Source organism: Lelliottia wanjuensis (genome assembly GCF_030238365.1).
GTDB lineage: Bacteria > Pseudomonadota > Gammaproteobacteria > Enterobacterales > Enterobacteriaceae > Enterobacter > Enterobacter wanjuensis.
In genome coordinates, this window is the sequence record NZ_JASSOT010000066.1 from 127,829 (window position 1) to 140,692 (window position 12,864).

Consider the following 12,864-nt stretch of genomic DNA (forward strand, 5'->3'; position numbering starts at 1 on the left):
ATCTGAAAGACAATTTACCGATAGTTTATTAATCAAGACATTAGCCCAGAGAGCTGTAAATACTGGAGCAGTATCAACGTTTTACCATCGCGAATTTCGCCGGTTTTGACCATCTCCAGCGCCTGAGTGAACGGAATTTCCAGCACGTCGATGGCCTCGTCCTCGACGCCGCCGCCCGCATGGCTGCGCTGCGCGTCGGTGTATTCGGCGATAAAGAAGTGAATGAGTTCCGTCACGCCGCCAGGGGACATGTACAGCTCGAACAGTTTAGTGACTTGCCCCACCTCAAAGCCCGTCTCTTCGATGGCCTCTTTGCGGATGCACACTTCGGGTTCGTCGTTATCCAGCAGACCGGCGCAGGTTTCGATCAGGCGTCCGTCGGCGTTGCCATTCACCCAGGTTGCGACGCGGAACTGACGGATCAGTACGACGGTTTGCTTTTCACGGCTGTATAAGAGGATGGTGGCGCCATTGCCGCGGTCGTAGACTTCGCGCTTGTGGCGGACCACTTCGCCTTTGTGAGTTAAATCGTAGGTAATGTTGCGCAGGACAAAATAGTTTTCAGAGAGGATTTTATCTTTGATGATCTCAATTTTCAGGCTCATACGGGCTCCAGGACGTAATGAGTGATTCATAGTACGCCCTGAAATCCGCTTTGTCGCCCCGCTGATTTAATGAATTTTGGGCTGTTTTATGTGCAGCCAGTCCATCATCCCCTGCGCGGCGTGCCGCCCTTCAGCCATCGCCGTGACCACCAGATCCGCCCCGCGCACCGCGTCGCCTCCGGCAAAGATTTGCGGATGGCTGGTCTGGTAACGATAGCGGCTCTCGACGCTTGCCACGATGCGTCCCCAGCCATCGACATTCACACCCTGCGCCTGTAGCCACGGCATCGAATGCGGGTTAAAACCAAACGCCATGATCACCGCGTCGGCGGGCATCACAAACTCGCTGCCTTCGACGGGGACCGGACGGCGACGCCCCTGGGCATCGGGCTCACCGAGCGCAGTGCGCAGCAGGCGAATGCCGTTGACCTGACCCGTCTCGTCCAGCACCAGCTCGACGGGCTGCACGTTAAACTCAAAGTACGCCCCCTCCTCTTTGGCGTTTTTGACCTCTTTTTTGGAACCCGGCATGTTGGCCTCGTCCCGGCGATAGGCACAGGTGACCTTCGCCGCCTGGTGGCGCAGCGCGGTGCGCACGCAGTCCATCGCCGTATCCCCGCCGCCGAGCACCACCACGTTTAACCCGGCGACGTCGATAAAGGGCTCGGCATCCAGGGACGGGAGCCCCATCAGATGACGGGTGTTGGCGACCAGGAACGGCAGAGCGTCGTACACGCCCGGCGCGTCTTCGTGCGGAATACCCGCTTTCATCGAGCGGTAGGTTCCCACGCCGATAAACACCGCGTCGTAATCGTTCAACAGCTGGGACATCGGCAGATCTTTACCCACTTCGCAGTTCAGTTCGAACTGAATCCCCATCGCGGTAAATATCTCCCGACGCCGCGCCAGTAGGGATTTATCCAGCTTGAAGGCCGGAATGCCGAAGGTGAGTAGCCCGCCAATTTCCGGGTGCCGGTCGTAGACCGTCACACTCACGCCGTGGCGAATCAGCCGGTCTGCGCACGCCAGCCCCGCCGGACCGGCGCCAATAATCGCAATACGCTTGTCGACAGGCATGACGCCGCTCATATCGGGCCGCCACCCTTTGGTCAGCGCCTGATCGGAGATGTAGCGTTCGATGTTGCCGATGGTCACCGCGCCGGATTCATCGCGCAGGGTGCAGGCACCTTCGCACAGGCGGTCCTGCGGGCAGACGCGCCCGGTGATCTCCGGCAGGCAGTTGGTCTGATGGGACAATTCAACCGCCGCGTCGATATCTCCGGCTTTGACGCGCTCAATCCACTGGGGAATGTGGTTGTGCAGCGGACAGGTCCATTCGCAGATGGAGTGCTCGCCGCACTTCAGGCAGCGCGCCGCCTCGCGGTGCGCCTGGTCTGCGCTGAAGGGTAGATAGATTTCGTCGAAATTGTCGGCGCGCTCCTGCGGGCAGAGCTTATCCGGTTCACCGCGCGCGGCCAGGGCCTGCATCTGCTGAATTTTGCTTTGCCGTGACACCACCTCTGTTACCACGCTGTGCCACGGCTGCGCTTCCTGACAGGCCGCACGCAGACGGCGCGCTTTTGCCAGCCGATTTAGCACGTCTGGCGTAACCAGCGTCAGGGCATCTGCCGGACAATTCGCCACGCACGCGGGGCCTTGCGGCCTGCCGTGGCACAAATCGCATTTGTGCGCTGAGGCTTTGACCTGACCGTCCGACATGGGGGCGATCACAATTTCCATCGTGCCGAACGGGCAAGCCACAGCACAGGATTTACACCCGATGCATTTTTGCTGATTCACCTGTACGCTGTCGTGGGTTTTGGCGATGGCACCGTTCGGGCAGCTTTGCGCACAGGGGGCGTTTTCGCAGTGGTGACAGGTGACCGCGCTGTGTCGTTTGCCCTCTTTCAGCACCGTAATGCGCGGGACAAACTGACGCTGGCTTAAGACGTGTTGCTCATCATTGTGCGCCATCACGCAGGCCACTTCGCAGGCGTGACAGCCAATACATTGCAGGTTATCGGCCATAATAAAACGATTCATAAAGGCACCTGTTCTGGTAGCATTAACCCTATTTTTTATATGAATATTGACCACCCCGTCAGTCCCAGGCAATGGTCATTTGCCCAGGACGGGGGACTATTTACGACTTACCTGTGACAGATCAATTTATTTCATCCCAGGTAAAATTGCGTTTCAGTAACGTTCAGGAAACCGAGTTGTGATCGTTAAACGTCCTGTATCTGGAAGCCTGGCCCAGGCTTTTATCTCGATAATTTTGCTCTCCGTGCTGACCAGCGGCATTGCGTTGATGACGCTCGCCAGCAGTCTGCGGGACGCCGAAGCCATTAATATCGCGGGCTCACTGCGCATGCAGAGCTACCGGCTGGGCTACGATCTCGAACGCAACAGCACCGCGTTTTCTGACCATCGCCTTCACTGGCAAAGCACCCTCAACTCCCCGGTACTCAAAGAGCTGGATCGCTGGTACGTGCCGGAGTCGGTGAAAACCGGTTATCAGCAGCTACAGATTGCGTGGGTGGAGATGGACCGCCATCTCGAAGCGGGGGATAAAGTCTGGTATCAGGACCATATTCAGCAATATGTGGAGCGTATTGATACCTTCGTGCTCGCCCTTCAGCACTACGCGGAACATAAAATGCAGCTGGTAGTCGCCATTTCACTGGCCGGAGGCTTAGGGATTTTACTGCTGGTGATCATGACGCTGCGCGGGATCCGCCGGGAAGTGGTCGCCCCGCTTAATCATCTGGTGTACGCCAGCCAGAAAATGGAACAGGGCAATTTCGACATTCAGGCCGAGGACACGCACCTGCCCAACGAACTGGGGCTGCTCTCGCGCACCTTCAACCACATGTCCGCCGAGCTCCATAAGCACTATCGCTCGCTTGAGAGCACGGTTGAAGAAAAAACCCGCCATCTGAACGAAGCCCACCAGCAGCTCGAAATGCTGTTCAAATGCTCGCAGGCGCTGAATGCCAGCCAGATAGACACCCATTGTTTCCGCCACATCATCCAGATCGTTCAGGAATATACCGGCATGAGCTATCTGGAACTGCAGGCCGGAGACAACTGGCAGGTGTGCGAAGGGACAAAAAAAGCCGAACGCGAGACCTTTACCCTGCCGGTGGTGATGCAGGAGACGCGCTTTGGCGAGCTGCGCTGGCAGAGCGACAGCGTGGTGCCGGAGCCGCTGATGAAAAGCGTGGCGACAATGCTCGGGCGGGGCCTCTACTTTAATAAGGCGCAAAAACACTTCCAGCAGCTGCTGCTGATGGAGGAGCGCGCCACCATTGCCCGCGAGCTGCACGACTCCCTGGCGCAGGTGTTGTCCTACCTGCGTATTCAGCTGACGCTGCTCAAACGCGCGGTACCGGACGATAACGTCCCGGCGCAGACCATCATTACTGATTTCTCACGCGAGCTGAACAACGCCTGGCGACAGCTGCGCGAGCTGCTGACCACCTTCCGCCTGACGCTCAATCACTCCAATCTTCCGGCGGCCCTGCATGAAGCGCTCGGCGGCCTGCAAAGCCAGACCAGCGCGAAGCTGGAGCTGGACTGCCGTCTCTCATCGCTGGCGCTGGACGCGCAAAAACAGGTCCATCTGCTGCAAATCGTGCGTGAGGCGGTGCTGAACGCCATCAAACACGCCCAGGCGACGGTGATTACCGTCAGCTGCGTTACCGCGCCAGACGGCGAACATACGGTCTATATTCGTGATAACGGAATTGGGATCGGGGACGCGAGCGAACCGCCGGGGCATTACGGGCTGAACATCATGCGCGAGCGCGCCGAACGGTTGGGCGGCTCGCTAAGTTTCTCGCAGCCGCAGAACGGTGGAACCCAGGTGTGTATTCGTTTTCGCACGCCGGAACCTGAGGTCGGAAAGTAAACAATGCGCTGTAAATGCGCATGATAATTTACACTAACTCCTTTTTTTCTCCACGTTTGGCATCCGCCTTGCCGCTAGAGTTAAGCGGGCAATAAACAATAACGATGCAAGCTTACGAGGTCTTATTTTCATGGCGAATTTTTTCATTGATCGCCCCATTTTTGCCTGGGTGCTGGCAATTATTTTATGTCTGACCGGCACTCTCGCCATTTTGTCTTTACCTGTTGAGCAATATCCCGATCTGGCCCCGCCGAACGTGCGTATCACCGCGAACTATCCGGGTGCGTCGGCGCAAACCCTGGAAAACACCGTCACCCAGGTGATTGAACAGAACATGACCGGGCTGGATAACCTGATGTACATGTCGTCGCAGAGCAGCGCGACGGGTCAGGCGACCGTAACCCTGAGCTTTACCGCCGGCTCCGATCCCGACGAAGCAGTCCAGCAGGTGCAAAACCAGCTGCAATCGGCTATGCGTAAGCTGCCGCAGGCGGTGCAGAACCAGGGCGTGACGGTGCGTAAAACCGGCGATTCCAACATCCTGACCATCGCCTTCGTCTCCACCGACGGGTCGATGGATAAGCAGGATATTTCGGATTACGTCGCGAGTAATATTCAGGACCCGCTGAGCCGTATCAACGGCGTCGGCGATATCGACGCTTACGGCTCGCAGTACTCCATGCGTATCTGGCTGGATCCGGCGAAGCTGAACAGCGTCCAGATGACCGCCACCGACGTGACCAATGCCATCAAATCTCAGAACGCGCAGATTGCCGTCGGGCAGCTGGGCGGTACGCCGTCGGTGGATAAACAGGCGCTGAACGCCACCATCAACTCCCAGTCCCTGCTCCAGACGCCGCAGCAGTTCCGCGATATCACCCTGCGGGTGAATCAGGACGGATCCGAAGTGCGTCTTGGCGATGTCGCCACCGTCGAAATGGGCGCGGAAAAGTACGATTATCTGAGCCGGTTTAACGGTAATCAGGCGTCCGGTATCGGGGTAAAACTGGCCTCCGGCGCGAACGAGATGGCGACCGCGAAGCTGGTTATCGACCGGCTGGATGAACTCTCTCAGTACTTCCCGCATGGGCTGGAGTACAAAGTCGCCTATGAAACCACCTCTTTCGTCAAAGCCTCGATTGAGGATGTGGTCAAAACGTTGCTCGAGGCCATCGCGCTGGTGTTCCTCGTGATGTACCTGTTCCTGCAAAACTTCCGCGCCACGCTGATTCCGACTATCGCCGTTCCGGTGGTACTGCTCGGCACCTTCGCCGTGCTCTACGCCTTTGGCTACAGCATCAACACCCTGACCATGTTTGCGATGGTGCTGGCGATCGGCCTGCTGGTGGATGATGCCATCGTGGTGGTGGAGAACGTCGAGCGCATCATGACCGAAGAGGGTCTGTCGCCGCGAGAGGCGACGCGCAAATCGATGAGTCAGATTCAGGGCGCGCTGGTCGGTATCGCCATGGTGCTCTCCGCTGTGTTTGTGCCGATGGCCTTCTTCGGCGGCACCACCGGCGCAATTTACCGCCAGTTCTCGATCACCATAGTCTCGGCGATGGTGCTCTCGGTACTGGTGGCGATGATCCTGACGCCCGCGCTCTGCGCGACTTTGCTTAAGCCGCTGCACAAGGGCGAACAGCACGGCCAGAAGGGTTTCTTTGGCTGGTTTAACCGCATGTTCAACCGCAATGCGGCGCGCTACGAAGCGGGGGTGGGGAAAATCCTCCACCGCAGTCTGCGCTGGATACTGATTTACGTCCTGCTGCTCGGCGGGATGGTGTTCCTGTTCCTGCGCCTGCCGACCTCGTTCCTGCCGCTGGAAGACCGGGGGATGTTTATCACCTCCGTGCAGCTCCCGAGCGGCGCGACTCAGCAGCAGACGCTGAAAGTGGTGGAGAACGTCGAGTCGTACTTCTTCACCAAAGAGAAAGACAACATCGTGTCGGTGTTCTCCACCGTCGGCTCCGGCCCGGGCGGGAACGGGCAGAACGTCGCGCGTATGTTCGTGCGCCTGAAAAACTGGGACGAACGCGACAGCAAAACCGGCTCCTCATTCGCCATTATCGAGCGGGCCACCAAAGCCTTTAGCCACATCAAAGAGGCGCGGGTCTTTGCCAGCAGCCCGGCGGCGATCAGCGGCCTCGGCAGTTCGGCGGGCTTTGATATGGAATTGCAGGATCACGCTGGTGTCGGACACGATGCCCTGATGGCCGCACGCGATCAGCTGCTTGAGCTGGCGGGTAAAAATCCGGAGCTGACGCGCGTGCGTCACAACGGTCTGGATGACAGCCCGCAGCTGCAGGTCGATATCGATCAGCGTAAAGCGCAGGCGCTGGGCGTGTCCATCGACGATATCAACGACACGCTGCAAACCGCCTGGGGTTCCAGCTACGTGAACGACTTTATGGATCGCGGGCGCGTGAAAAAAGTCTACGTTCAGGCCGCCGCGCCTTACCGCATGCTGCCGGACGACATTAATCTCTGGTATGTGCGCAATAACTCCGGCGGCATGGTGCCGTTCTCGGCCTTCGCCAGCTCCCACTGGGAGAGCGGTTCTCCGCGACTGGAGCGTTACAACGGCTACTCCGCGCTGGAGATCGTCGGGGAAGCCGCGCCGGGTGTGAGTACCGGGACGGCGATGGATATCATGGAAAACCTGGTGCATCAGCTGCCTGCCGGGTTTGGCCTGGAGTGGACGGCGATGTCCTATCAGGAACGCCTCTCCGGCGCGCAGGCCCCTGCCCTGTACGCCGTCTCCCTGCTGGTGGTATTCCTCTGTCTGGCCGCCCTGTATGAAAGCTGGTCGGTACCGTTCTCGGTGATGCTGGTGGTGCCGCTCGGGGTGATTGGCGCTCTGCTTGCGACCTGGATGCGCGGTCTGGAGAACGATGTTTACTTCCAGGTGGGGCTGTTGACGGTGATCGGGCTATCGGCGAAGAACGCCATACTGATCGTCGAGTTTGCCAATGAGATGAATTCGAAGGGCCACGATCTGCTCTCGTCCACGCTACACGCCTGTCGTCAGCGTCTGCGCCCAATCCTGATGACCTCGCTGGCGTTTGTGTTTGGCGTCCTGCCGATGGCCACCAGCTCCGGCGCAGGCTCCAGCAGCCAGCACGCGGTCGGGACCGGGGTAATGGGCGGGATGATCTCTGCGACCATCCTCGCCATCTACTTCGTTCCGCTGTTCTTCGTGCTGGTGCGCCAGCGCTTCCCGCTAAAAGAAAAGCCGGAGTAATCAGGCAATAAAAAAGGCGGCTTTGATAGCCGCCTTTTTAACGTGTGATTTGTTTAAAAACTATCACATCATTTTTATAACTAAATTAAGTGCTCTTGCAGTTCTTCCTGAATGTCATTTACGAAGCATGTCTTCGATAAAATCTTTCCAGTTCCCCAGTTCACGTTCAATCATAACAACCTCTCTTATTATTATGCGTATTCTATGAGAATATATCGGCATTGTGAAGATAATTTAATCAATGGTTACGATTGGCTCCCCCGCTGCTGTGCTGGCCCTGAGACAAATATGGCCCTATCTCCTTTAATTTTATGTGACCAATCGCAATATTTAGAAACAACCATACGAGCGGGTGATAATCTTATTCTGGACTGACTTTAAAGGAAATTTAACGCGACTGGACATTTATGCGTAAAAGATGAAACACTATTCAGCTAACAGCTGTAAGTTGAATTAATCGGCATAGCTGAATTAACGATAAGCTGAATGTGTTATATTTCTCCAAACAATATAAAGTCGAAAAAATTGAACATTCGCTATAAATAAAGACAAAAGGATTCACCATGATTGTGATGTACGGCATTAAAAATTGCGACACCATCAAGAAAGCCCGCCGCTTCCTGGAAGCCAATAACGTTGATTATCGCTTTCATGACTATCGCGCCGACGGCCTGGATGCGGAATTCCTGCATACCGCAATCAAAGAGCTGGGCTGGGAGGCGCTGCTGAATACGCGCGGGACCACATGGCGAAAACTCGATGAATCTGTGCGCAATTCCATCACGGATGCCGACAGCGCCGCGAAATTAATGCTCGAAATGCCAGCGATCATCAAACGCCCATTGCTCTGCGCGCCAGGGCAGCCTATGCTGCTGGGTTTTAGTGAATCCAGTTATACACAAATCATTTGAGGTGTAGTCTATGTCTTGCCCGGTCATTGAGCTGACTCAGCAGCTTATTCGCCGTCCCTCCCTTAGCCCGGACGACGCAGGTTGTCAGGCATTAATGATTGAGCGCCTGCGCGCCATTGGTTTTACCGTTGAGCGTATGGATTTTGGCGACACCCAGAACTTCTGGGCATGGCGCGGCCAGGGCGAAACGCTGGCTTTTGCCGGTCACACCGATATCGTCCCTGCGGGCGACGCTGATCGCTGGATCAACCCACCTTTCGAACCGACCATCCGCGACGGAATGCTGTTTGGCCGCGGCGCGGCGGACATGAAAGGCTCGCTGGCGGCAATGGTCGTCGCCGCTGAACGCTTTGTTGCCCAGCATCCGAACCACAAAAATCGCCTCGCGTTTTTAATCACCTCCGACGAAGAAGCCAGCGCCAAAAATGGCACCGTGAAAGTGGTCGAAGCCCTGATGGAGCGCCGCGAGCGTCTGGATTATTGTCTGGTGGGTGAGCCGTCGAGTACCGAAGTGGTGGGCGACGTCGTGAAAAATGGCCGTCGCGGCTCGCTGACCTGCAACCTGACGATCCACGGTGTACAGGGCCACGTTGCCTATCCGCATCTGGCCGATAACCCGGTACACCGCGCCGCGCCGATGCTCAACGAACTGGTGGGCATCGAGTGGGATAAAGGCAACGAATTCTTCCCGCCGACCAGTATGCAGATTGCCAACGTGCAGGCCGGGACCGGCAGCAACAACGTCATTCCGGGCGACTTCTTCGTGCAGTTCAACTTCCGCTTTAGCACCGAACTGACGGACGAGATGATCAAATCCCGCGTCATCGCTCTGCTGGATAAGTACGAACTGCGCTACACCCTGGACTGGTGGCTTTCTGGCCAGCCGTTCCTGACGCAACGCGGCAAGCTGGTTGATGCGGTGGTTAACGCTATCGCGCACTATAATGAAATTAAACCGCAGCTCCTGACCACCGGCGGTACCTCAGACGGACGCTTTATCGCCCGGATGGGTGCGCAGGTTGTCGAACTGGGCCCAGTAAACGCCACCATTCATAAAATCAATGAATGCGTGAACGCGGCTGATTTGCAGCTACTGGCTCGTATGTATCAACGTATCATGGAGCAACTCGTCGCCTGACGACTGCTCTGAGAAGGAATAGCGAATGGACTGGCTGGCTAAATATTGGTGGATTCTGGTGTTGGTGTTTCTGGTAGGCGTGCTGCTGAACGTGATCAAAGATCTGAAGCGCGTGGACCACAAGAAGTTCCTCGCCAATAAACCTGAGCTTCCCCCGCATCGTGACTTTAACGATAAGTGGGACGATGACGACAACTGGCCGAAGAAAGACCAGAAAGACCAGAAGTAATCGTCAAACTCCGCACCCTACAGTTCCCTCTCCCCTATGGGGAGAGGGTCAGGGTGAGGGGTAACGAATCACATAAATTCCACAATATCGTCGTCGTTCGGCTTACTGCCGCTTAACGCTTCGTCGAAATAGTGCTTCGGCACGGTAAAACGCAGGTGATCCAGCGCGAACTGCATGCTGCGATCGTCAATGGCGTGACCCAGTTCATCCACGATATCCAGCGTCACATCCCCGCCTTCACGAATCAGCGCTTCCTGCGCGGCGACCGCATGGGACAACTCAATCACGCGATCTTCTCCGCCGTGGATCAGGTGGATCGTCGTTGCCGTCGTGGCGCTCTGCGGTAAGGTCGCGAAGCGGCCGTTAAAGGCAACGACGCGAGACGCCAGCCCTGGCAGCGCTTTCACGCTCTCGAGCGACATAATCGCCCCCTGCGAGAAACCGATCAGCGCGGTCGCCCCGGCCCCGACGCCGCTCTGTTGTTGCCAGTAGCGCACGGTTTCAATGAAGGTCGGCATGATGGCATCGATACGCGCCTGACGGTTCTCTTCCGTCACGCCCTGCACGGAAAACCACTGACGCCCCTGAGGACCGCAAGGCTCTACGCCACCGATGCTGACGATGAGCGCGTCCGGAAAAATCGGCGCAAACCAGCTGCCGATTTGCCCCATATTCACTGCATTATCGCCGACGCCATGAAACAGCAGCAGCAGTTGCTGCGCGGGGCTGGAAGGGCTTTGGACAACAAAATGGTCATGTTTCATGGCAGTCTCCTTAATTGATAGTCAGGATTTTACGCCTCTGTGGGGTAATGACCATGCCACTTCATTGAAGAAGTCATTGAAAAAATTGCCATTGCAAAATGTCAGTCTTGAGCTGCTGAGCGCGTTCGACATCAAGATAGTCAAGTGCTTGCGCCGCCTCCTGACGCTGTCGCGCCAGCAGCGGTTTGCGACCCTGAAGCGCGAGATCGGCACACAGCAAGGCGTCGTCTCGGTTCTCTTCCAGTTTGCCACGCAGCGCCTGAAGCGGCAGAGTGGTCGCCAGCAGCAATCGCGTCAGGGCCGGCGCAGAGGTTGCCAGCGGTCGATGGGCAAAGGCAAAACCGCCCAGCTCCAGCCAGTCATCATCATTAAGGGTAGTCTCCCAGCGCTCCTCCACCGGGATCTTTTCTCCGTTCCACTGCTCAATGATGCGCGCATCGCGGCACAACCGGTGATGCTCCTGCACGCATAGCGCCTGCCCTGCCTCGCTGACAGGTCGCAGCGCCATCGCCGTGTAGCACCCGCTGCTGGCTTCGCGATGGCTGCCGATACGCACCAGCACAAACCCGCAGCGCTGCCAGAAGCGCCACAGCTCATCGGTGTAACCGAAGCTCACGGAGACATAATCCTGCTGTGCATGATGGCTTGCATCAGCGATAAGCGCCTGGCCGATGCCCTCGCGCTGCCGCGAAGGATGAACCGCCACACGCGTGACGCGTCGCCCGATAAGGGTCGCGGCCAGCGGTGAACCGCCGTGGGCGGCAAGAGACTGCGCCACCAGATTGCCGCGCGGACGTCGATACCCCGCCCACACCGCCTGACTCAGCTCTGGGCTTAATCCGCCCTCGTCCACCAGCCACAGCGCACCCGCCAGTTTTTCCCCGACGCGCGCGACGGCAAAATGCTGGCCCGGCGCGTCCATCATCCGGCGTAGATCCAGTGGAGACGTGCGGTAGTGCGCGGAGCACAACAGCCTGTAGATGTCCGCCGCGAGCTGCGGCTGGCGCGCCCAGGCGTTTTGTTCCAGTGCGAGGATCTCGGGTGCGCCGTTGGGAGTTACATCCACAACGTCGTCAAATAACAGCGCGTCAGCCACCACGCGCTCAAGGGGGCAGTCTGGTGCCCAGCGAATCGGTTCAGAAAGGGTGAAATGATGCAGCCCGCTGAACCGGGCGCAGAATTTGAGTAAGAATCCGCGTCCCGTGCCTTCGTAGCCCTGAACGGTCGTCGTGAGTAATACGCGCGGGAAACGCGACACCAGCTTTTCCAGCAAAGGGCCGGGGATCGCGGCGGCTTCATCGACAATCAGCCAGTCGGCCTGTTGGTCCGAGGCCAGCAGGGCGTCGGGTGCCATAAAGTGGTAGTTATCCTGCGCGAAGCGAGCGATGACGTCCGTCGCCCCTTTCGCCGGAGCGGTAACGATAGCGTGGCCCGAAATGCGGCTCAGCAACATCCCTGCCAGCGCGGATTTCCCGCGTCCGCGCGGGGCGGTCACCACCGCCACGCCGGATTGCATCTGACATAATGCCGCCAGAATCTCATCCTGCTCGCGCTGCGGCTCGCCGCTGGCGGGCTGCCAGTCGGGTGCGGAAGGAAGCGTACTATCCGGGAAAGGTTGATGCTGTTGCCAGACCATGACGCCGGGATCCTGGCTCACCGTTCGGCAAAAATGGTGGACAAAATGCGGCGTCGCGATGGGGTGTTCGCTGTCGCTCCAGCGCAGGGAGTCGCTGTCGGGCTGTTCAGGCCAGGCCGCGAAAGGCGGGGTGAGTAACACCAGCAGGCTTCCGGCGCGGAGCGTTCCGCTGAGCGCCGCAAAGGTTGAGACGTCAAACCCGCGACGGGCATCGAAAATCGCGTGGCGGTATTCGCGCCCGAGCAGGCTTTTTAATGCCTGAGGCGCATCGTTCTCCATTCGCAGCCAGTCGCCAGGCAGCGCGTCACGAAGCCGCTCGGACTGCGCCTGGGACCACGCCTCGTCGCCGCTAATGACCAGCAGTCGACGATGCCCTTCCCGCTGTAGCTCTGCAACCAGACGGTCAAACATCACGGCCTCTTCC

At 57.9% G+C, this 12,864-nt stretch carries 10 protein-coding genes; 5 read left to right on the top strand and 5 right to left on the bottom strand.

From position 1 onward, the window contains the following. Positions 1-32 precede the first annotated feature (32 nt). The gene (gene nudK / locus QQF33_RS19660; protein WP_285146844.1) at positions 33-605 is read right to left on the bottom strand and encodes a GDP-mannose pyrophosphatase NudK; all 573 of its coding nucleotides are present in this window, start codon (positions 603-605) and stop codon (positions 33-35) included. Positions 606-671: 66 nt separating this feature from the next. Beyond that, positions 672-2,648: a formate-dependent uric acid utilization protein AegA gene (aegA, locus tag QQF33_RS19665; protein ID WP_285158456.1), complete on the bottom strand. Its 1,977-nt coding sequence runs from the start codon at positions 2,646-2,648 to the stop codon at positions 672-674. Positions 2,649-2,826: 178 nt separating this feature from the next. Here aegA and narQ point away from each other — a divergent pair, with 178 nt between their 5' ends. Both narQ and acrD read left to right on the top strand, forming a co-directional pair. Continuing rightward, positions 2,827-4,518 (top strand): nitrate/nitrite two-component system sensor histidine kinase NarQ, encoded by a 1,692-nt coding sequence (gene narQ / locus QQF33_RS19670; protein ID WP_285158457.1) that lies wholly within the window; start codon positions 2,827-2,829, stop codon positions 4,516-4,518. A gap of 130 nt (positions 4,519-4,648) precedes the next feature. Beyond that, positions 4,649-7,762 carry a multidrug efflux RND transporter permease AcrD gene (acrD, locus tag QQF33_RS19675; RefSeq protein WP_282495481.1) on the top strand — a complete coding sequence of 1,038 codons (3,114 nt, stop codon included), beginning with the start codon at positions 4,649-4,651 and terminating at the stop codon, positions 7,760-7,762. Between the two features lie 114 nt (positions 7,763-7,876). On the opposite strand, the gene ypfM is transcribed toward acrD, so the two are convergent. After that, a complete protein-coding gene (gene ypfM, locus QQF33_RS19680; protein ID WP_100780840.1) occupies positions 7,877-7,936 on the bottom strand; it encodes a protein YpfM in 60 nt (19 codons plus the stop codon). Between the two features lie 389 nt (positions 7,937-8,325). Between ypfM and QQF33_RS19685 the strand changes: the two genes are divergently transcribed. Genes QQF33_RS19685 through QQF33_RS19695 form a run of 3 tightly spaced genes read left to right on the top strand, consistent with a single transcriptional unit; the run spans position 8,326 to position 10,040 of the window. Continuing rightward, positions 8,326-8,673, top strand: coding sequence for an ArsC family reductase (locus QQF33_RS19685; RefSeq protein WP_282495482.1), 348 nt, complete (start codon positions 8,326-8,328; stop codon positions 8,671-8,673). A gap of 10 nt (positions 8,674-8,683) precedes the next feature. Continuing rightward, entirely contained in the window at positions 8,684-9,811 is a 1,128-nt protein-coding gene (gene dapE, locus QQF33_RS19690; RefSeq protein WP_282495483.1) for a succinyl-diaminopimelate desuccinylase, read from the top strand. Positions 9,812-9,836: 25 nt separating this feature from the next. Next, entirely contained in the window at positions 9,837-10,040 is a 204-nt protein-coding gene (locus tag QQF33_RS19695; protein WP_095282858.1) for a YpfN family protein, read from the top strand. A gap of 68 nt (positions 10,041-10,108) precedes the next feature. Here QQF33_RS19695 and ypfH read toward each other — a convergent pair whose 3' ends face one another. Further along, on the bottom strand, positions 10,109-10,804 hold the full coding sequence (gene ypfH / locus QQF33_RS19700; RefSeq protein WP_285149815.1) for an esterase: 696 nt from the start codon (positions 10,802-10,804) through the stop codon (positions 10,109-10,111). Positions 10,805-10,877: 73 nt separating this feature from the next. Next, the gene (locus QQF33_RS19705; RefSeq protein ID WP_285158458.1) at positions 10,878-12,851 is read right to left on the bottom strand and encodes a tRNA(Met) cytidine acetyltransferase TmcA; all 1,974 of its coding nucleotides are present in this window, start codon (positions 12,849-12,851) and stop codon (positions 10,878-10,880) included. Positions 12,852-12,864 lie beyond the last annotated feature (13 nt).